This window comes from Anaerosporobacter mobilis DSM 15930, assembly GCF_900142955.1.
GTDB lineage: Bacteria > Bacillota > Clostridia > Lachnospirales > Lachnospiraceae > Anaerosporobacter > Anaerosporobacter mobilis.
The window spans coordinates 84,636-104,103 of record NZ_FRCP01000009.1; the positions used below are offsets into that span (position 1 = coordinate 84,636).

Here is a 19,468-nt window from a genome sequence, read left to right on the forward strand (position 1 = left end):
ATAAATTAATCATATATGTATGAGGTATAGAGTTTCTTTTGTAAAACGGAGGCAACTATCAATGAAGCAAAACAATCAAAATTTAGACCAACAAATAGACAATAGTTCATTGGAGAAAGATGGTATTACGAATTATATTCTGCGTCTTATGTTAAAAAACAGCCGTGATATTCAAAAATCCCAAATGCGATCAGCTGTCGGCAAACTGTCTGGTTTGGTGGGAATTGTCTGTAATCTGTTACTTGCCGGAGGTAAATTTGTTGTGGGATTCCTGTCAGGATCCGTGTCAATTACTGCTGATGCGCTGAATAACTTATCTGATGCGGCAAGTTCAATTGTCACTCTAATTGGATTCAAGCTGGCGGAGAGACCTGCCGATGCAGATCACCCTTATGGTCATGCTAGGTATGAGTATTTGTCAGGCCTTGCAGTAGCAGTAATGATCATTGTTATTGGTTTTGAGTTGGCGAAGAGTTCTGTGGGTAAAATACTGAATCCTACTGCTGTTGAGTTTTCGTTTTTAACCGCTTGTGTGCTGTTTGGTTCCATTCTGGTAAAGATTTGGCTTTTCCTCTTTAATAGTAAAATGGGTAAGATGATTCATTCTACCACTTTGATAGCTACGGCCGCAGACAGTCGAAATGATGTAATTACTACGAGTGCTGTTCTGACGGCAGCAGTAGTGGAGTACTTTACCACTTGGCAGATTGATGGCTTTATGGGTTTGGCTGTTGCTTTGTTCATACTTTATAGTGGTATTGACCTTGCTAAAGAAACCATCTCACCGTTATTAGGTGAGGGTGCAAACCCGGAGTTGCAGGAGCTGATTACAGATTATATTAGTTCTTGCCCTAAGGTTCTTGGCTGTCATGATTTAATGGTTCATGACTATGGTCCTGGTAAACGATTTGCTAGCATCCATGTGGAGATGGACAAGGATGAAAATCCTCTAGTTTGTCATGATTTAATCGATGATATGGAGAGGGAATGTCTCAAAAACCATGGTGTTCATTTGGTAATCCACTATGATCCTGTGGTCACCAATAATCCGGAATTAGAACGTCTGTACCATTTGGTGACAGCAATTTTGAAAGTTAAGGATGAACGAATGTCTATTCATGATTTTCGGATGGTTCCTGGTACGGAACACACGAATTTAATTTTTGACATTACATTTCCGGCAGAACTGCGAGGACAAGAGAATACCATCAAGTCTGCCTTGGAGAAGGCGCTTAATGATTTAGGAGAAGGCACATATTATACGGTTATCACCTTTGATCCTGTAGCCTTTAAATAACAGATACATTTCTGTTTATATAGTGAAGTAAAATTGAATATGTAATAGTTGGAACGCACTCAGAGATGGGTGCGTTTTGCTATAGAAATTTGTATAAATGTTTGATTAGTAATAGTAAGAAGTATATAATGGGATATAATTGAGGAGAACCAGAGAAGGTTTCGATAGGATAGAAAAGGAGGCATCTACTATGGAATATAGAAGTCAGAAAGTCAGAAAATTGGCACCGGAAATGGACCCATTGCGGTTAGGGATGGGCTGGACGCTTGAAGATTTGGAAAAACCTCAGATTTTGGTAGAGAGTACCTATGGAGACAGTCACCCGGGAAGCGCTCATTTGAACAAACTTGTGGAAGGTGTTGTAGAGGGAATTACAGAAGCAGGAGGAAAAGGAGCACGTTATTATGCCACCGATATCTGTGACGGTATGGCACAGGGGCATGATGGAATTAACTATTCACTGGTATCCAGAGATACCATCTGCAATTTAATTGAGATTCACAGCAATGCAACCACCTTTGATGCCGGTGTTTTTATAGCAAGCTGTGATAAGGCGGTACCTGCGCATTTGATGGCAATCGGAAGAACAAATCTTCCGGCGGTTATGGTGACAGGCGGTGTCATGGACGCCTATGGGAAAGAACTGCTAACACTGGAACAGATAGGAAAGTACAGTGCAATGTGCCAGAGGGGGGAAATCACTGACGAGCAACTGACATTTTATAAGCAGCATGCCTGCCCCTCCTGCGGGGCCTGCTCTTTTATGGGAACAGCCGCTACGATGCAAATCATGGCCGAAGCGCTGGGACTGATGATTCCCGGCAGTGCTTTGATGCCAGCGATGTGTCCTGATTTACAAGAGGTGACTATAAAAGCAGGTGAGTTATCCGTAAGGCTGGCAAAGGAACAGATAACGGCCAGAGATATTATAACGATGCAATCCTTTGAAAATGCAATTCTGGTACATGCCGCAATTTCTGGCTCTACGAATACGCTGATGCATATTCCTGCCATAGCCCACGAATTTAATCTTGATGTGGATGGTGATATGTTTGACAGGATACATAAAGGAGCCCATTATTTGTTAGATATCAGACCGTCTGGAAAGTGGCCGGCACAATATTTCTATTACGCTGGCGGGGTTCCCCGTGTCATGGAAGAGATAAAGAGTATGCTTCATCTGGAAGCCATGACAGTAACCGGCAAGACTCTGGGAGAAAATCTGGAGGACTTAAAAAATTGCGGGTTCTATGAGAAATGCGATGAATATATGATTAAAACCGGTTTAAAAAGAACGGATGTTATCAGAACCTTTCAGAATCCCATTGGAGAGAATGGCACAGTAGCAATTTTAAAAGGGAATCTGGCGCCGGATGGAGCAGTGATTAAGCACAGTGCCTGCCCGAAAGAGATGCAAAAAGCCACTTTGAAAGCAAAGCCCTTTGACTGCGAGGAGGCTGCGATAGAAGCAATACTAAGGCATGTGATAAAGCCAGGGGATGCTGTATTTATCCGATATGAAGGTCCAAAAGGAAGCGGAATGCCGGAAATGTTTTATACCTCTGAGGCAATTTCTTCGGATGAACAATTGGGAAAAAGCATTGCATTGATTACAGATGGTAGATTTTCAGGAGCCTCCAAAGGACCGGTAATCGGACATTGTTCTCCCGAGGCGGCGGAAGGTGGGCCTATTGCTTTGGTGGAAGAAAATGATCTGATAGAGATTGACGTGGAGAATAGAAGACTGGAAATTGTTGGTGTTAATGGGGAGCATAAGACAGAAAAGGAAATGGAAGAAGTATTAAAGCAACGTAAAGCACACTGGAAACCAAAGGAAGCAAGATATGCCTCCGGTGTTTTGAAAATATTTGCAGAGCATGCGGTATCCCCGATGAAAGGTGGTTACATGAAATAAAAGAGGCGGTTTTGATTGATTTCAAAACCGCCTTTAAGCTATCTGTATGTGCAGATATATTTTGCCGTTTGACAACGGTTTTAATTACTACTGATACTGTCTTTATTCATTGCTACTATTTCATAGTGAAACAATTGTTCCTGTTAGTTCCTTTCGACGCATACATCGTCATTCTCAACCAGGATTGCTTCGTTATTACTGAAGGGCAATAAATTCAAAGTAGAGGAATAGCTATCTACTATCTTCTGTGCAATTTTCTTGAAAGGCGTATTGGTATAGTGTGGTACTGTATAAAACTCTATTAAACCTAAAGCATCATAGTTCACCAAGTCCGGAGCTTTTTTAATGCTATCCATATCTTTTATATATTCAATATTTTTCGATGTAACTATAGACCCTGCGGACTCCCCGATATATACTTTACCGGCATTTACTTCCTCAATAATAATTTTATCTGCTCCCGTCCTTCTTAGCTCTTGCAACAGGAAAAAGGTATTGCCACCTGCCACATAGATAAAATCATTACCTTTTAATTTGGCACTTATTTCGTCAGACGTGGCGGTAGTTATTTCCAAAATATCAACACATAGCCCTAATTTCTCAAGAGCTTTTTTCCCTGCCTCTACATAAAAAACAAACTCTTCCACTACGCTTGCAGTAGGTATAAAAGTTACAGTCTTACCATTCAAGTTTTCTTCAAAACCTTCTAATAAATTGGCTACATCTATGAATGATGAGGCTAAAAATAATTTTTTCATATCTTGCTTCTTCTCCTTTTCTAATTTCTTTAGTTACAGTATAATATAAAAGTTATCATTTAGCGATACCTTTTGTGGCGATTAACGTAAAGAAAAGGATAACCTATGAATAAATCAGAAAGATTAAATGATATGATGTTATTTCTAAATGGAAAAAATTCATTCAATTTGAGAGATATAATGGATAAGTATGAAATATCAAAAAGTACGGCACTAAGAGACGTAGATGCTCTAGAAAAAATAGGTATGCCCATATATTCTCAACATGGAAGGAATGGCTATTACGGAATACTTCGTAATAGACTTTTATCCCCTATTGTTTTTAATATTGATGAAGTTTTTGCTTTATATTTTTCAATGATTACATTACGTGCCTATGAAACCACTCCCTTTCATTTAAATATAGAAAAACTAAAGGGAAAATTTGAAAGTTGCTTATCCCAAGAAAAAGTAGAAATGCTCCACAGAGTAGAAAAAGTATTCAGTCTAGCTTCTGTTCAGCATGCTAATCCATGCCAATTTTTAAGTGATATCTTGCAGTATTCCATTGAGGAAAAAGTCTGTGATGTAACCTATCGAAAAAATGAGGTTGATACAAAGTATCATATTCAATTTTTCAACATTTCATCAGCATATGGACAATGGTATGCTACGGGATATAACTTTGAAACAGACAGTACTCAAGTATTCCGTTGTGATAAAGTTTTAGGAATTGGAGAAAACAATCAATATTATTCTAAACCATTTTCCGAATTTATGAAGCCTTCCGATGTATTGTACAAAAAGCATGGAGCTATTGATTTTGAAGTTGAAATATCAAAAAATGGTATTGACTTATTTCATAAAGAACACTATCCGTCAATGCAACTGCTCTGTGAAAACGGTCAATATTTTATTCGCGGTTTTTATAACATGGGAGAAGAAACCTTTATTACAAATTACTTTATGTATTACGGTGAAAACATACTATCCATAAAACCAATAACACTCAAAAATTTGATTATTGAAAAGGTCAGTATTCTTAAAAATTATTTTTCTGAAATATAGAACAGATTTTTGATACACAGGCTGCCTCTTATATATATTATTTATGTTTATAAAGCAATAGCATATTTGTGAAAAAAGGTAGTAAAAGGTTAAAAATTATAGAAAAATGTAGAAAAAGGCATTGATTTTTACCTCATCCTACTATAGTATAGACGTAATATATCAAAAAAATTTGAGTAAATGCTCAAAAAATACATATCCTTGTGTGTTTCGTATAATTATGATATAATTTTTTGTGTTTTTTAGAATCGTTTTGATAGTAAAGGAATACTATATGAAAGGATTGTTCTGATTAGACACAGCGGATACTCAGATGTATAATGGCTCACTGTATGTAGGTGGAGGCGGTATGTTTGTCGTTGAGGTAGATGTAAATAAATGATTTGGTAATTGAATGGAGGAATACAAAATGTCAATGAAAGATATTGAAAAAATGAAAAAATTAATAGAAGAGAAGAAGTCCAAAGGGAGTATCTTGCAACCCGAAAAAAAGATTGGGGTTGGTAAAGTTGAAAAGAGACATAAGAATATAGGAACTGATTCAGAAAGAACTAAAAAGATATCACAATAACCTTAAGTTAAAATTTGCTTTCGCTCAATAACATGTGGTATACTATACCAAAAAAGAGCGGGAGGTACTATTATATGAAAAAACATATACTTTTATTAATGTTAGTATTGATAACGACATTAGTAGGTTGCGGTAAAACTGAAAAGACAGATAGCCGTACACTAGATGGTTTTGTAAAAGCATTTGAAGATCAGGGATACGAGTTTGAAATTGACAAACCTATATATTCATTAATTAATGCAGAAGACGGCGTAATGTTTTATATTGGTAATTCAGCGGTTAAGATATATCAGTATAAGTCAGAAAAAGATTTAGATAATGCTAAAAAAGAAAACGATTTGCTATCTGAATGGTTGCAAAACGGAAAATTCCTATTAGAAACAAATTCGGAGGAAGCTATAGAAATCTTTAAAAGTGTTGAATAATAGTAACGTAAAAATATTGCTACAATAAGAAGAGGTGTGACATACAGGTGTCACACTTCTTTTGCTATAGTGATTTCAACAGTGTGTAATACTTTGAAGAAAATCATAAAGGCAAATAACAAGTAGAAATTACCAGTAAAAGGTAGTATAATATATCCAAAAAGAGTGGATACCAAAGGTACGATAAAGTTCACATACACATACACGATAACTTAAAATGCAATACGAAAGATAGTTACTTACATATTATAAATAAGGAGAAATGGTATGAAAAAGAAAATAGGTGTAAAGAAAAAAATTGTATTGCTTTTGCTTATTATAGTTGTTGCGGTTTTAGTTATCTTTCTTTCATTTAACTTGTACATATTGGTAAGCACACCTAAGCAATATATGATAGAATCAGAGAATTACTTTGATTATCAACCACATTATGAATGTTCAGGTTATTCCTCCGCTTATGTTCTTAGAAGTCTGGGTGAAAATGCTGATGGTCTAGAGTTATACAATGATATTACCAATAAGAACAATGATGGAACGGTTGCACCCGAGAATTTAATTGAGTTTCTTAAGACAAAGGGATACTCCGTAAATCTTTGCAATGGTACTATGTTGCAGCTGAAGAACGAAATCAGTAAAGGTACACCTGTAATCGTATTTGTACGTGTTTCACCGGGAGAAAATTATTATCACTATCTTCCGATTGTGGGCTATGACGAGAATAATCTTTATGCGGCAGAATCGTTACAATACATGACAAACGCAGAGAACGAGCATTATAATCGAATGATTAGCAACAGGGATTTTGAAAACATGTGGGAAACAGGTATATTTAGAAAAAATATGTATATAACAATTGGATTAAAATAATTATAAGAATAACATAAAATTAGGAGCCAATATGGCTCCTAAGTAAGAGGGGGGAGGTTTATGAAAAATTTATCTATATTAAAAGGTAATAGGCTTCCTTCGATGAATTAATAATATCATTCAAATGTGTAGTAACTATGGAATGTTAGTGAAAATTATGTGAACGTTCTGAAAACATTTTTAGCTAAAGAGGTGATTAGATGAGGGAGAGGAAAGACACAATCGATTTTTGCATTAAGTTAGAAAACGTGTATGAGGATTATCCATTTCATGATTCTAATTGGACTGTGATGAGACATCAAGAAAATAAGAAAGCATTTGCTTGGATATTTGAAAAAGACGGTCATATATGGATTAATGTAAAATGTGATCCTGAATGGAGAGACTTTCTAAGAAGTGCATTTACTTCAGTAGTACCAGCGTTTCATATGAATAAAGAACATTGGAATTCCATCATATTAGATGGTACAGTACCTGATAATGAAATAGAAAAAATGATTGAAGAAAGTTATGCGCTGACAAAAGGAAAACAAAAAAAGTTATCTAAACATAGCTGAACTTATTTATAAGAATACAAGGGGATAAAAGACTATGAGAAAAGAATTAACTTATTTTGAGATTGGAGCTAAGTATGGAGGCAATCAGAATTGGCTTCGTGATCCAATGATGCATTTTGGAGGCTGTGCAGCATTAGCAGCTTGTGATAGCAGTATCTATTTTGCATTACACAAGAATGCAAAAGGAATTTGCCCTATGGATATATTAGATTTGAATAAACAGGATTACATTCGATTTTCACAGAAGATGAAACCTTATTTGAAGCCACGCTTGAAAGGAATTGACCGACTTGAGATTTATGTGGAGGGTTTTGGACAGTATCTGCGAGACTGTGGGAATCATTCAATTAGTATGGAAGGTTTCTCGGGTTCGAATAAAACAACAGTGGCAAAACAAAAGGTGCGGGAACAAATTGACGCAGGAATGGTAATTCCATTTTTGATGCTTAAGCATAAGGATTCTGCATTAAAAGACTATGTATGGCATTGGTTTTTGTTGACAGGGTATGAGGAATACGAAGATGTTATGATGGTAAAAGCTGTTACCTATGGATCGTATCAGTGGCTTGATTTCGATAATCTATGGGATACGGGATATACGAATAAAGGAGGAATGATTTTATATTCGGGTATTTAAAATGTAGTTAGTTAGACAATTATATTGATATGCGAATGGTATAATGAGGGGGAAAACAATGAAATCATTAAATGTAAAAAAAGTTCTAGTCAATATCTTTTTCTTGGCTATGTTGGTTATCTTACCTACACTTTCCGTTAAAGCGGAAGAAAATGATGATTATTTTATTGAAGATGGAATTCTAAAATATTATTATGGTACAAGCAGTACTGCAGTTATACCAGATGGAGTAACAAGTATTGATATCTATGCATTTAGCAAACACACAGAATTGACTACTATAATAATACCAGATAGCGTTACACTAATCCGTCAAGGTGCATTTTCAGGCTGTACCAATCTAACAAGTGTAAATATCCCGGACAGTGTTTTAAGCATTGGACTTTATGCTTTTGAAAATACCCCATTGATTAAAGAAATCTCGAGTGATTTCACCGTGGCGAATGGTAATATTTTAGTGAAATATAACGGAAAAGGTGGAACAGTAACGATTCCAGATGGGATGAAACATATCGCTGCTTATGCATTCTCAGATTTAAATAGTTTGAAAAGTGTAATAATGCCAGATAGTGTTACGAATATTGGCGAATGTGCCTTTATCGATTGCGAAAAGTTAAAAGACGTTAAGATTTCAAAGAATGCCGTTAATATAGGCAGCAATATGTTCAAAGGTTGCACTAGTTTGAAAACAGTAACCATACCAGATAGTGTTAAAATCATTGAAGAGGATGCTTTTCTTGCGTGTAGCAATCTAAAAAGTGTAAACATTCCAAATGGCGTTATATGTATTGGTGATCTTGCGTTTGCGGGGTGCAGTAGTTTGACAAGTATTAATCTTCCAAATGGACTTAAAAGAATTGGAAGTCAGGCATTTGATGGTAGCGGTTTGAAGAAGGTAGTAATACCAAAGGGGATAACCACCGTTGAAGATATGGCTTTTAGTGATTGCGATAATTTAACAAGTGTAACTATACCAAATAGTGTTACAAGTATTGGAGCTATGGCCTTTATGTATTGTTATAAATTAGAAAAAATAACAATTCCAAAGAGCGTTACCTATATCGGTTATAAATCGTTTTATGGTGTACCATGGTTATACAACAATAAAGATGAATTTGTTATTGCAGGTGATAATATCTTGATGCAATATAGTGGTAAGAAAAGTACCGTATCCATACCCAAAGGAGTAAAAACCATTTATGAGGAGGCTTTTGGCTATAATTGGGATATAAAAAGTGTAAAAATCCCAAGCAGCGTAACTACCATTGGAGATTACGCGTTTGCTAACTGTTTGAATTTAAAGAGTGTAACTATTCCAAAAAGCGTTACCTATATAGGTGGCGGTGCCTTTGACAATACTGCATGGTTAGAGAAATATTCGGGCGATTTTGTTGTAGTTGGTGATAATATATTAATGCATTATAAAGGTAAGGGCGGTGCTGTCACCATCCCAAACAACGTTAAAAGCATCAGCAGTGGAGCCTTTTATGAATGCAAGAAATTGACAAGTGTGATAATTCCAAACAGTGTTACAAAGATAAGTAATGCAGTTTTTAGATATTGCGTTAACTTAAAAACTGTAACGATACCAAAGAACGTTATTAGTATTGGAGAGTATGCATTTGCTGACTGTACAAGTTTAACAAAAGTAATTATCGAAGAAGGTGCACAAAGTATTAATAGTTTTTCCTTTTATAATTGTAGTAGCTTAGAGAGCATATATATCCCTGACAGCATAACGTATATAGATGATTTCGCATTTAGTGACTGTTATAATGTGACAATCTATTGCTCGTGGGGGTCCTATGCAGATAGATATTCATTCACACATATGATACCCTGCTACCTGACAGGCGGTGAGAAAACCGTAAATGATGGTCAAGTAGAGCAATAATTACATATTTTATAGGAACAAAACAAAGGAGAGGTCTGTGTTAAATCACGGACCTCTCCTTTGTTTTGTGTACCAGGCATAACACAATTTTAGTATTAACAATAACACAATTGTGGAATAAAACATCACCATAAATTTTTAGGAGGATTTCGCTTATGCAACTTCTTTGGATACAAAACACAGATAGGTAAGACGTAAATTACTATTGAATATAAAGCGTGTAACGTGTGTGTATAGGAATATTGCATTATAAATTATGAAATCAGAGGATTAAGATAGTGGATTCTAATATTGAAATACAACGAGATATACAAATGAGATGGTACAAATAAACATAAAAAAACAATATTTTCAATGGTTATTATTGACAATATACAAATAAGTATGATAAATTAATCTTATAAATTCGAAATATTTCGAAAAATAAAATAATGTTTGTTAGAGGGCTATGCAAATCAGAAAAATGAGTTGGGAAGAAAAATTTTTATGAATTTTACATATGCTTTACGGTATGTGAAAAATATATTTTATGGGGGATTTTTATGCAAAAAACTAGAAAAATGTTAAGCAGTCTGTTCATTGTATTGGTCATTTTGTTTCAGTCGACCTTTAATGCATTTGCCATGGATAATACGGCAGTACAGACACAACAGACCAGTACCCAGGTTACTTCAGCGGTACAGACGACCTCGGAAGCGGATGCTTCCACCTTTTCATGGGACAACGCGACCGTATATTTTGCGTTGACTGACCGTTTTTCTAACGGTGATACCAGTAACGATCATTCTTACGGACGCGAGCTTGATCAGAACGGCAAGGTTTATTCTAATTATTTGTCGGAACCGGCTACTTTTCATGGTGGAGATCTAAAAGGTCTTACTAAGAAAGTGAATGAAGGCTATTTTACCAATCTGGGTGTAAATGCTATCTGGATTACGGCACCTTATGAGCAGATTCATGGGTGGCTTGGAGCGGACAGTTTTAGACACTATGCATATCATGGGTATTATACTCTGGATTATACCAATGTAGATGCCAATATGGGTACGGCAAATGATCTCAAGACCTTTATTGATACCGCTCATGAAAATGGAATTCGTGTTATTTTTGATGTTGTTATGAACCATGCGGGGTATGCTACACTCAAGGATATGAATGATTTCAATTTCGGTTCTCTGACCAGCAATTGGAAGGATTACTATTATTCCGCCTCTACCAATGCACATTGGAGTAAGGACTATCTTTACATGAATAAGGACTCTACCAACTGGGCGAGTTGGTGGGGAAATGCCTGGGTTCGTGCTTCACAAGGCTTCAATGGATATACCGGAAGTGAAAGCGGTGACGATCTGACCATGTGTCTTGCAGGGTTGCCGGACTTTAAGACCGAGACGACGAATGATCCTGGTATTCCAAAACTTCTTGAAAATAAGTGGAAGAGCGAAGGGCGTTACAATCAGGAAGTGGCTGAATTGAATAACTTCTTTAGTACCAGCGGCCTTAACCGTCAGGTATCAAATTATCAGGTGAAATGGCTGACTGACTGGGTACGTGAATATGGTGTAGATGGTTTCCGTGTGGATACCGCCAAGCATGTGCAGCAGGATGTATGGAAGACGCTAAAAGAACAGTCTGTTATTGCATTAAAAGAGTGGAAAGCCAATAATCCGGACAAGGCTCTCGATGACCTTGATTTCTGGATGACCGGTGAGGCATGGGGACATGGAGTATCTTCTTCTTCGTCCTATTTCTCCAATGGGTTTGATTCCATGATTAACTTTGGATTCCAGGGAGTGCCTACAAATATGTCTTCTTTGGAAACAACTTACAGCAATTATGCCAATGTAATTAACAGTAGTAGCAGTAATGTGAATTATCTCAGCTATATTTCGTCCCATGATACCAGCACCTATAACCGGAGCGATCTTATCAACGGAGGTACGGCACTGTTGTTGGCACCGGGCGCCGTACAGATTTTTTATGGTGATGAAACTGCGAGACCACTGGATTTTCTCAATTGTACTTATGCGGATCAGAAATATCGTTCCGATATGAACTGGAATTCTGTAAATCAGAATGTGCTGGCTCACTGGCAGAAGATGGGCCAGTTCCGCGACAATCATATTGCAATCGGAGCCGGTCAACATAAGCTCATCAACAGTGCGCCGTATACCTTTAGCCGAACCTATGATGAGAAAGGAATTACGGATGGAATTATTGTAGTTATTGGTGCCAGTGGAGCCACTACGGTGAATGTCAGCTCAGTGTTTGGAGACGGATCGATTCTGACGGATTATTATACCGGAGCTCAGGCAAAGGTTTCTAACGGAAAAGTTACATTTACGGCTGGAACCAATGGTGTTATATTGATTGAGGGTGCGAATAACCAACCTTCTGTTTGGATTGACCAGAGTCAAGGCGGATTCTATACCGACGCCATGACTGTAAGTATGAATTTTAAGAATGCAGATACGGCTACGTATTCACTTAATGATTCTGAAGCAGTGGAATATGCTTCAGGTGATACCATTACGTTTGGTGAAGCTGCCGCTTTTGGAACGGTCTTTACCCTAAAACTTATTGCGAAGAATGCTGACGGTATTACGATTACCAAAACCTATACCTTTACGAAGGAAGATCCGGACCAGGTATTAACCGTACACTACTATAAACCGTCCAGTTGGGGAACACCAAATATTTATTATTATGATGAAACGGTATCTCCAAAGAAGGAAGGAACAGCATGGCCTGGTGTAGGCATGATTAGTGAGGGAGACGGCTGGTATGTTTATAACATTCCACTCTGGAAGGAGGCTTCTGTAATCTTTAACTATTCCGGAAATCAGATTCCGGGAGCGCAGCAAGCCGGATACCGTGTAACAACGGAATCTTGGATTAAAGATGGTGTAATTTATACACAGAATCCAGATAATCCGGTGCCTATTGTCTCCATTGATGCGAAGGAGGGAGATTTCTACACGGACGTCCTGACAATCACTCCGACGTTGACCAATGCAGTGACAGCTTCCTATACGGTAAACGGCTCTTCGGCAACTACACTGGTTTCTGGAGATAAGATTGTAATTGGTCAGGGTGCAGCAATCGGCACGACCTTTGTCTTGGGAATTAAGGCAATGAATGCCAATGGAACTACTACCAAGACCTATACCTTTACCAAGGCAGAAGAACCAAAGGTAAATACCATTACCGTACACTACTATAAGCCATCTAACTGGGGAACTCCAAATATTTATTATTATGATGAAACGGTATCCCCAAAGAAGGAAGGAAAAGTATGGCCTGGAACAGGCATGACCAGTGAAGGAGACGGCTGGTATTCCTATACCATTACCGACTGGGAGAAGGCCTATGTAATCTTTAACAGCAATGGCAGTCAGATTCCTGCGTCAGGAAAGACTGGATATCAAGTAACGGCAAATTCGTGGATTAAAGATGGCGTGGTTTATACAAAGAATCCGGACAATCCGGCGCCTACTGTATCCATTGATGTGAAAGAAGGAGATTTCTACACGGATACCCTGACAATTACTCCGACGCTGACCAATTCAGTTACAGCTTCCTATACAGTGAATGGTTCTTCATCAATCAATCTGATTTCTGGAGATAAGATTGTAATCGGTCAAGGTGCGGCAATCGGTACGACCTATGTCTTGGCAATTAAGGCAGTGAATACCAACGGCATTACTACTAAGACCTATACCTTTACCAAGGCAGAAGAACCAAAGGAAAATACCATTACCGTACACTACTATAAGCCAACCAACTGGGGAACACCAAATATTTATTATTATGATGAAACGGTATCCCCAAAGAAGGAAGGAGCGGCATGGCCTGGAACAGGCATGACCAGTGAAGGAGACGGCTGGTATTCCTATACCATTACCGACTGGGAGAAGGCCTATGTAATCTTTAACAGCAATGGCAGTCAGATTCCTGTGTCAGGAAAGACTGGATATCTAGTAACGGCAGATTCATGGATTAAAGACGGCGTTATTACAACAGAAAAACCGGGAACTAACTTGATTCCCGTAGCTTTTGTGATAAAAAATGCAACGACCAATTTGGGCCAGGATGTATATATTGCAGGAAACATAGCTGAACTTGGAAGCTGGAATACCGCAAATGCAATTAAAACAGCAATCTCCGAGTATCCGACATGGACGGTAACAGTTAATCTGCCTGCAGGGGAAACAATCCAGTTTAAAGGAATCAAGAAGGATTCAAACGGGAAGGTAGTTTGGGAAAGTGGTACAAATCATACGTATACCGTACCTTCCACAGGTAGCGGAGCAGTAACGGTAAACTGGAGTAATTAACCTTTATCTTTGTACACTCTAATGTCATGACCAAGACATCCTGTCATGATGTTAAGCTATCTATCTAAAATTAAGTACGAGACGTGTAGTATTTGTATAATATTTAGTAGCCTCTAGACAATTATATCTCAACCTCCCTCCATCTATTATAAAGATGGAAGGGAGGTTTCTTTTATGTGTTCAAACAATCAAATGACATTCTCACAAATTCAAGACTATGTTAATAACGAAGGAAACAAGGACAAAGAGTTCATTATGCAATTAGACTTGTCGAAGGACAATCGGGTCAGAGAGGAGGAGCACGATGACCGATAAAAATGATTGTTTTATTGAAGACGTCAATGTTCAGCTAGTATCAGATGAAGATTTTCTGCGATGAACTTTTGACATCTACTGAAGCTGCTGTGCATGTTTTAAGCAATGAGATGCGCGCAAATAGCATTGAGTATGTATGATTGCTATGTGATATGGTCACAGATATTATTAGGAAATCCATTATAATAAGGATCAAAGGTAAGTTATAAAATTTACAAAAAATATAAATTCAAAAAACTTAGGAGGAAGATAAAATGTTTGATTTTTTAAAGAAAGATGATAGTAAAGTAATTCATATAAATGATATGGACAACCTTATTGGCAAGGTGGAATTAATTGATATAAGAGAACCATATGAATATAAAAGTGGAACCTTAAAGACCGCTAAAAACATACCGATGGGTAATTTGTTAACAAGTCCTGAGAAATATTTGATTAAAGATAAGACATACTATATCATGTGTCAGTCAGGTGGAAGAAGCGGAAGAACTACAAAATCACTTACAAAACAAGGCTTCCATGTGATCAATGTTGCTGGTGGCATGGGTTCCTATGTAGGAACAAAGAAAAAATAAATATTTAACTTAGGAGGATTATTTTATGGGACGAAAAATACTGATTATTGGCGGAGTTGCAGGCGGAGCATCAGCAGCAGCGAGACTTCGAAGAAATAGTGAAGAAGATCAAATTATAATGTTTGAAAGAGGACCTCATGTTTCATTTTCTAATTGTTCACTTCCTTACCATTTAAGTGGAGTTATTAAGGCTGCAGATGATTTGGTTTTAATGAATCCAGAACTGTTTTTAAAACAATATAATATAGATGCACGTATAAACAGTGAAGTAACTGCAATTGATAGGCAAAACAAAACTATAAAAGTTAAGAGAATAGATTCAGATGAAGAATATACGGAAAACTATGATAGATTGATTTTATCACCAGGAGCGTCTCCAATTGTACCAAAGCTCCCAGGTATTGAAAGTGTAAATGTATTCACAGTGCGAAATGTGGTTGACATTGATGAACTGAATCAGTTTGTAAAACAAATGGATAACAAGGATATAACGGTTATCGGTGGTGGATATGTCGGAGTTGAAGTTGCTGAGAACTTAAGTGAAGCTGGATATAATGTATCACTGATAGAAGCAACCAATCAGATACTCAGACCATTTGATTATGATATGGTTCAAATATTCCATAAAGTGTTAGTTGATCATAAGGTGAATTTAATTGTTGGAGATAAAGTAGAGAGATTTGAAGAAGATAAAGTTGTCTTAGCTTCTGGGAAAACGGTGAATGCCAGTGCTGTAGTAATGGCAATCGGTGTATCACCTGAAACATATCTTGCAAAAGAAGCTGGTTTGGAAATAGGTGAAACAGGTGCAATTAAAGTAGATAAGAATTATCTGACGAATGACCCGGATATCTATGCAGTCGGTGATGCAATTGAAGTTTATCATGCATTAACCCATACCATGACAAAATTATCATTAGCAGGTCCCGCATTAAAGCAGGCAAGATCTGTTGCGGATCATATTAATCATAAGAGTACTTTGAACAAAGGATATATTGGTTCTTCTGCAATTAAAGTATTTGAATATAATGGTGCATCTACAGGATTGAATGAATCCTTAATTAAGGCTCTTGATATGAAAATCAATTATGATAGTATTCGTGTTATTCTGTCAGATAAAGTTGGACTTATGCAGGATGCCGCACCAATGCATTTTAAATTACTGTTTGAAGTACCGACAGGAAAGATTTTGGGTGCTCAGGCAATCGGCAAGGGTGATGTTACAAAACGTATTGATATTGTAGCTACGGCCATTAAGTTCGGTGGAACAGTAGAGGATTTAAAGGATTTGGAATTAAGTTATGCGCCTCCATTTACAACGGCAAAGGATATTGTAAATTACGCCGGATATGTTGGATCAAATCTATTAAATGGTGACTTTAAGCAAGTGAATGTTGATAAGGTAAGAGATCTTGTTGAAAATAATAATATCATTATTGATGTTAGGGAAATCTATGAATACGAGAGGGGACATATCAAAGGAGCAATCAATATTCCGTTAAGCGAGCTCAGGGGAAGAATAGAAGAAATTCCAAAAGACAAACCAGTATATTTACACTGCCGAACCGGTCAACGCAGCTATAATGCAACTTTGGCACTTCAGAATATGGGCTTTCATAACGTTATTAATATTACCGGAAGCTTTCTAGGAATTTCCTTCTATGAATATTATAATGATAAATTAAAAGGAAGAGATAGTATTGTGACCGAATATAATTTTAGATAAATTAATTATACTATCTACCTAAAATTGTAGGGTCTGTTGCAAAACTATTATGTTTGGCAACAGACCCTAATTTCGTACCTGTACTCGTTTCTAATTTGAAATCAATGTTTTGTCATTTGCAATAGCAGATACTATTTGTTCCCCAGATTTGAAATCGTCAAAGGTTCCTTGGTTAATTTCGTCAATAGCTTTACTTAACAATTTTTCGTAGTAGGCTTCAGGTGTTAGTTTAGTTGTGGATTGGATATGATTTTCTTGGGATGCAGAAGAGGCTATTCGTGCATACTCGTCTTTTACTTGGTCTATGAGTTTTTCACGATCCATATAAATTACTCCTTTTCATAAAAAGTTTATTTTTATTGTTGCCGAGTTTGGTGGCAACAGGACTACTTCTTAATATCTCTAATTATAATATTAATAAAATTATTATTTGCAGGCAATATAATTTTATTCAGATTTAAATTTGTCGTGGGTATTAAAACCGTTTTATACCAAAATCCAATTTTAAAGAAGAGAAGTAAGTTTTCACCATCGATATCTTTAAAATGAATTGTAATGGTTCTGGTATATAATGTGTAATTTTTGAAGAAGAATCGCAAAGAAGCTAGAGAACTCCTAATCTTTAAAGAGCAATTTAATAATATGAAGCAAATTGTGACGAATACAAAGACGGCTAACTTATGGAGTCATGAGGCAGCAATTCGGAAAAAATTAAAAGCCATGACAAAGATGCAAGGAGAGAATATAAAAGGGTATGGACAAGTTTATGAGGAGTATCGTAAGCTATAGAGATATATCAATCCGTTTTCTTGACGATTATAATAGGAAAAAGAAAACGGATTTTGTGTTTGATGAGAGTATTCGAGATAACTTAGATGATTATGTTAAGTCAGGAATTATGACTGTACTTGTGACATCTCATATTCCTAAATAGTAGCAGATGATTTTGACCTATATATCCCGGATAACCCAAAGGATGATTATATCGAAGCAAGACGGATGAAAAGAATAGTCTATCTACATCTTGGAGAAACCAATACTGGAAAGTGCCGATGGTTGTCATCGGCACCTGTTTTAGATAAATTATAGTATTACCTGTAATGGACTTATTCTATTATTACAGCTACAATAAGTTCTTCTTTGGAGTTTTCTGTAGATATGTAAATATAATCTTCACCACTTTCATTAGCAGTAATTATAAGCGGAAGATCATTGCCCTTCCATTCACCAAACTCTATATCTATTAGAGGTTCATATATTGATTCATATCTTCCAAGCGTATCAGAGGCGTCACCTGTTGTATACATCACTGTATCGTTACTTGTTAATGTGATGATTATTTTTTTAGTTTCGCCAACTTTCATTTTTAAGGATTTCTTATTAACTGAAAGTGTACGATTTTTTACTGTAAGTTTACAAGTATAACTTTTTTTATTTACTTTTGCTGTTATTGTACATGTTCCTTTTTTCTTAGCAGTAATGATACCACTCTTGTTAATAGTTGCAACAGCAGTATTACTCGTTTTCCAAATTGCTTTTCCTTCAATACCATTCAGTTTTAAGGTTGTTTTATCTCCAACATAAACCGTTTGTTTTTTGGGTAAACCTTTGGGTGAGGAGATATCATATTCGTACACGATTTCCTCTTCTGCGTAAATTACTTTGATTAGCCATGATCTAGTGCTATTTCCATACTCAGCAACGATTAAAACATATCCTGCTCCTGTACATTTGACTAATCCAGTTTTTGAAACAGTCGCGACATTTGTATCGCTGCTATACCAAGTTATTTTTTTATTTGTTGATACATGCAACTGCTTTTTGTTCCCTACTGCTAACGTATAATCACTTGCTTGTACTGCTCTAGGGGTTATAGTTAATGTAATTAAGACTAGTAGAAACATATAGATGATAATTTTTTTCTTAATGATAGCCACTCCTTCTAAATAATATTTCCTATCCTACATATATTTTTACCGATTACTATAAATAATGGAAAAATGTCTACTATTATTATACATACATTACTAGAATTTTCAATAAATTATTTTTTTAAGATAATTAATAAATTTCTTGAGGCCAATACTCCATATACTAGCGTAGACAAGTGAAAATACGAAAAATGCAAATAGTGTTATAAGAGTAGATAATGAACTAGCTAATTCCACAAATGCCGGTACCCCTACTATATAGGTTAAAAATATCATTCCAAGAAATAGTGACAGACCTGAAAAAAAGATGGAAAATAGTAATCCCTTCCTAGCAATCAATGCACCCATAACGATGCCTAACAACCCAGTGGTAAAAAGGAGGATGAGTGCTTCCTGCACACTGACTAATGTAAGAATTATTGCGGAAGAAAATAATACTGAAGTACCAAGTAGAAGATTTGAGGCAGCAGCTATAGCAATAGGGAGCGTACTGAATGGACTTAAGACTAATCCAATGGCAGGCAAGAACACAGGTGCTGCTTGGAATAGTACAGTTAAGGCTGTTAACATACCGCCGACACAAACAAAATGAATGACATTTAATTTTTTCAATAAG

The 19,468-nt window shown here is 36.5% G+C and carries 19 protein-coding genes; 16 read left to right on the forward strand and 3 right to left on the reverse strand.

The features are described 5' to 3' along the window. Window positions 1–61: 61 nt before the first annotated feature. Both BUB90_RS08660 and ilvD read left to right on the forward strand, forming a co-directional pair. Window positions 62–1,297, forward strand: a complete 1,236-nt coding sequence (locus tag BUB90_RS08660) for a cation diffusion facilitator family transporter (RefSeq protein WP_242952512.1) — start codon at window positions 62–64, stop codon at window positions 1,295–1,297. 190 nt (window positions 1,298–1,487) lie between these two features. Beyond that, a complete protein-coding gene (gene ilvD, locus BUB90_RS08665) occupies window positions 1,488–3,212 on the forward strand; it encodes a dihydroxy-acid dehydratase (RefSeq protein WP_073286138.1) in 1,725 nt (574 codons plus the stop codon). A gap of 143 nt (window positions 3,213–3,355) precedes the next feature. Here ilvD and BUB90_RS08670 read toward each other — a convergent pair whose 3' ends face one another. Continuing rightward, window positions 3,356–3,970: a peptidase E gene (locus BUB90_RS08670; RefSeq protein ID WP_073286141.1), complete on the reverse strand. Its 615-nt coding sequence runs from the start codon at window positions 3,968–3,970 to the stop codon at window positions 3,356–3,358. A 105-nt stretch (window positions 3,971–4,075) separates the two neighbouring features. Between BUB90_RS08670 and BUB90_RS08675 the strand changes: the two genes are divergently transcribed. The 11 genes from BUB90_RS08675 to BUB90_RS08715 all read left to right on the forward strand — a co-directional run bounded on the left by BUB90_RS08675 (window position 4,076) and on the right by BUB90_RS08715 (window position 16,921). After that, window positions 4,076–5,017, forward strand: coding sequence for a helix-turn-helix transcriptional regulator (locus tag BUB90_RS08675; protein ID WP_073286144.1), 942 nt, complete (start codon window positions 4,076–4,078; stop codon window positions 5,015–5,017). A gap of 409 nt (window positions 5,018–5,426) precedes the next feature. Further along, window positions 5,427–5,588: a hypothetical protein gene (locus tag BUB90_RS23480; protein WP_170865463.1), complete on the forward strand. Its 162-nt coding sequence runs from the start codon at window positions 5,427–5,429 to the stop codon at window positions 5,586–5,588. A gap of 74 nt (window positions 5,589–5,662) precedes the next feature. Then, window positions 5,663–6,013 carry a hypothetical protein gene (locus tag BUB90_RS08680; RefSeq protein ID WP_073286147.1) on the forward strand — a complete coding sequence of 117 codons (351 nt, stop codon included), beginning with the start codon at window positions 5,663–5,665 and terminating at the stop codon, window positions 6,011–6,013. Between the two features lie 267 nt (window positions 6,014–6,280). After that, a complete protein-coding gene (locus tag BUB90_RS08685; RefSeq protein WP_073286151.1) occupies window positions 6,281–6,880 on the forward strand; it encodes a C39 family peptidase in 600 nt (199 codons plus the stop codon). Between the two features lie 200 nt (window positions 6,881–7,080). After that, on the forward strand, window positions 7,081–7,437 hold the full coding sequence (locus BUB90_RS08690) for an MmcQ/YjbR family DNA-binding protein (protein WP_073286154.1): 357 nt from the start codon (window positions 7,081–7,083) through the stop codon (window positions 7,435–7,437). 34 nt (window positions 7,438–7,471) lie between these two features. After that, on the forward strand, window positions 7,472–8,074 hold the full coding sequence (locus tag BUB90_RS08695) for a hypothetical protein (RefSeq protein ID WP_073286157.1): 603 nt from the start codon (window positions 7,472–7,474) through the stop codon (window positions 8,072–8,074). 58 nt (window positions 8,075–8,132) lie between these two features. Then, the gene (locus BUB90_RS08700) at window positions 8,133–9,968 is read left to right on the forward strand and encodes a leucine-rich repeat domain-containing protein (protein ID WP_073286160.1); all 1,836 of its coding nucleotides are present in this window, start codon (window positions 8,133–8,135) and stop codon (window positions 9,966–9,968) included. A 542-nt stretch (window positions 9,969–10,510) separates the two neighbouring features. Further along, window positions 10,511–14,305: a starch-binding protein gene (locus BUB90_RS08705; RefSeq protein ID WP_073286163.1), complete on the forward strand. Its 3,795-nt coding sequence runs from the start codon at window positions 10,511–10,513 to the stop codon at window positions 14,303–14,305. Window positions 14,306–14,479: 174 nt separating this feature from the next. Further along, window positions 14,480–14,620, forward strand: a complete 141-nt coding sequence (locus tag BUB90_RS23485; RefSeq protein ID WP_170865467.1) for a hypothetical protein — start codon at window positions 14,480–14,482, stop codon at window positions 14,618–14,620. Window positions 14,621–14,874: 254 nt separating this feature from the next. Further along, the gene (locus BUB90_RS08710; protein WP_073286166.1) at window positions 14,875–15,195 is read left to right on the forward strand and encodes a rhodanese-like domain-containing protein; all 321 of its coding nucleotides are present in this window, start codon (window positions 14,875–14,877) and stop codon (window positions 15,193–15,195) included. Window positions 15,196–15,220: 25 nt separating this feature from the next. After that, entirely contained in the window at window positions 15,221–16,921 is a 1,701-nt protein-coding gene (locus tag BUB90_RS08715; RefSeq protein ID WP_073286169.1) for an FAD-dependent oxidoreductase, read from the forward strand. Window positions 16,922–17,011: 90 nt separating this feature from the next. Here the strand turns inward: BUB90_RS08715 and BUB90_RS08720 are convergent, their stop codons facing one another. Continuing rightward, entirely contained in the window at window positions 17,012–17,245 is a 234-nt protein-coding gene (locus BUB90_RS08720) for a hypothetical protein (RefSeq protein ID WP_073286172.1), read from the reverse strand. A 318-nt stretch (window positions 17,246–17,563) separates the two neighbouring features. Between BUB90_RS08720 and BUB90_RS23490 the strand changes: the two genes are divergently transcribed. Together BUB90_RS23490 and BUB90_RS23255 are read left to right on the forward strand one after the other, a co-directional pair. Next, window positions 17,564–17,710 carry a hypothetical protein gene (locus tag BUB90_RS23490; protein WP_170865468.1) on the forward strand — a complete coding sequence of 49 codons (147 nt, stop codon included), beginning with the start codon at window positions 17,564–17,566 and terminating at the stop codon, window positions 17,708–17,710. Continuing rightward, complete coding sequence (locus BUB90_RS23255) at window positions 17,676–17,855, forward strand: hypothetical protein (RefSeq protein ID WP_139241729.1); 180 nt, start codon at window positions 17,676–17,678, stop codon at window positions 17,853–17,855. The genes BUB90_RS23490 and BUB90_RS23255 overlap by 35 nt, the downstream gene beginning before the upstream one ends. A gap of 172 nt (window positions 17,856–18,027) precedes the next feature. Here BUB90_RS23255 and BUB90_RS08725 read toward each other — a convergent pair whose 3' ends face one another. Beyond that, window positions 18,028–18,858: an Ig-like domain-containing protein gene (locus BUB90_RS08725; RefSeq protein ID WP_073286175.1), complete on the reverse strand. Its 831-nt coding sequence runs from the start codon at window positions 18,856–18,858 to the stop codon at window positions 18,028–18,030. Window positions 18,859–19,234: 376 nt separating this feature from the next. On the opposite strand from BUB90_RS08725, the gene BUB90_RS23495 reads away from it, so the two are divergent. After that, window positions 19,235–19,444 (forward strand): hypothetical protein, encoded by a 210-nt coding sequence (locus BUB90_RS23495; protein ID WP_170865469.1) that lies wholly within the window; start codon window positions 19,235–19,237, stop codon window positions 19,442–19,444. Window positions 19,445–19,468 lie beyond the last annotated feature (24 nt).

Bases quoted from the DNA above. Each gene is read 5' to 3' on its own strand.
- BUB90_RS08660 (WP_242952512.1), top strand. From the start codon at position 62: ATGAAGCAAAACAATCAAAATTTAGACCAACAAATAGACAATAGTTCA.
- ilvD (WP_073286138.1), top strand. From the start codon at position 1,488: ATGGAATATAGAAGTCAGAAAGTCAGAAAATTGGCACCGGAAATGGAC.
- BUB90_RS08670 (WP_073286141.1), bottom strand. From the start codon at position 3,970: ATGAAAAAATTATTTTTAGCCTCATCATTCATAGATGTAGCCAATTTA.
- BUB90_RS08675 (WP_073286144.1), top strand. From the start codon at position 4,076: ATGAATAAATCAGAAAGATTAAATGATATGATGTTATTTCTAAATGGA.
- BUB90_RS23480 (WP_170865463.1), top strand. From the start codon at position 5,427: ATGTCAATGAAAGATATTGAAAAAATGAAAAAATTAATAGAAGAGAAG.
- BUB90_RS08680 (WP_073286147.1), top strand. From the start codon at position 5,663: ATGAAAAAACATATACTTTTATTAATGTTAGTATTGATAACGACATTA.
- BUB90_RS08685 (WP_073286151.1), top strand. From the start codon at position 6,281: ATGAAAAAGAAAATAGGTGTAAAGAAAAAAATTGTATTGCTTTTGCTT.
- BUB90_RS08690 (WP_073286154.1), top strand. From the start codon at position 7,081: ATGAGGGAGAGGAAAGACACAATCGATTTTTGCATTAAGTTAGAAAAC.
- BUB90_RS08695 (WP_073286157.1), top strand. From the start codon at position 7,472: ATGAGAAAAGAATTAACTTATTTTGAGATTGGAGCTAAGTATGGAGGC.
- BUB90_RS08700 (WP_073286160.1), top strand. From the start codon at position 8,133: ATGAAATCATTAAATGTAAAAAAAGTTCTAGTCAATATCTTTTTCTTG.
- BUB90_RS08705 (WP_073286163.1), top strand. From the start codon at position 10,511: ATGCAAAAAACTAGAAAAATGTTAAGCAGTCTGTTCATTGTATTGGTC.
- BUB90_RS23485 (WP_170865467.1), top strand. From the start codon at position 14,480: ATGTGTTCAAACAATCAAATGACATTCTCACAAATTCAAGACTATGTT.
- BUB90_RS08710 (WP_073286166.1), top strand. From the start codon at position 14,875: ATGTTTGATTTTTTAAAGAAAGATGATAGTAAAGTAATTCATATAAAT.
- BUB90_RS08715 (WP_073286169.1), top strand. From the start codon at position 15,221: ATGGGACGAAAAATACTGATTATTGGCGGAGTTGCAGGCGGAGCATCA.
- BUB90_RS08720 (WP_073286172.1), bottom strand. From the start codon at position 17,245: ATGGATCGTGAAAAACTCATAGACCAAGTAAAAGACGAGTATGCACGA.
- BUB90_RS23490 (WP_170865468.1), top strand. From the start codon at position 17,564: ATGAAGCAAATTGTGACGAATACAAAGACGGCTAACTTATGGAGTCAT.
- BUB90_RS23255 (WP_139241729.1), top strand. From the start codon at position 17,676: ATGGACAAGTTTATGAGGAGTATCGTAAGCTATAGAGATATATCAATC.
- BUB90_RS23495 (WP_170865469.1), top strand. From the start codon at position 19,235: ATGAGTGCTTCCTGCACACTGACTAATGTAAGAATTATTGCGGAAGAA.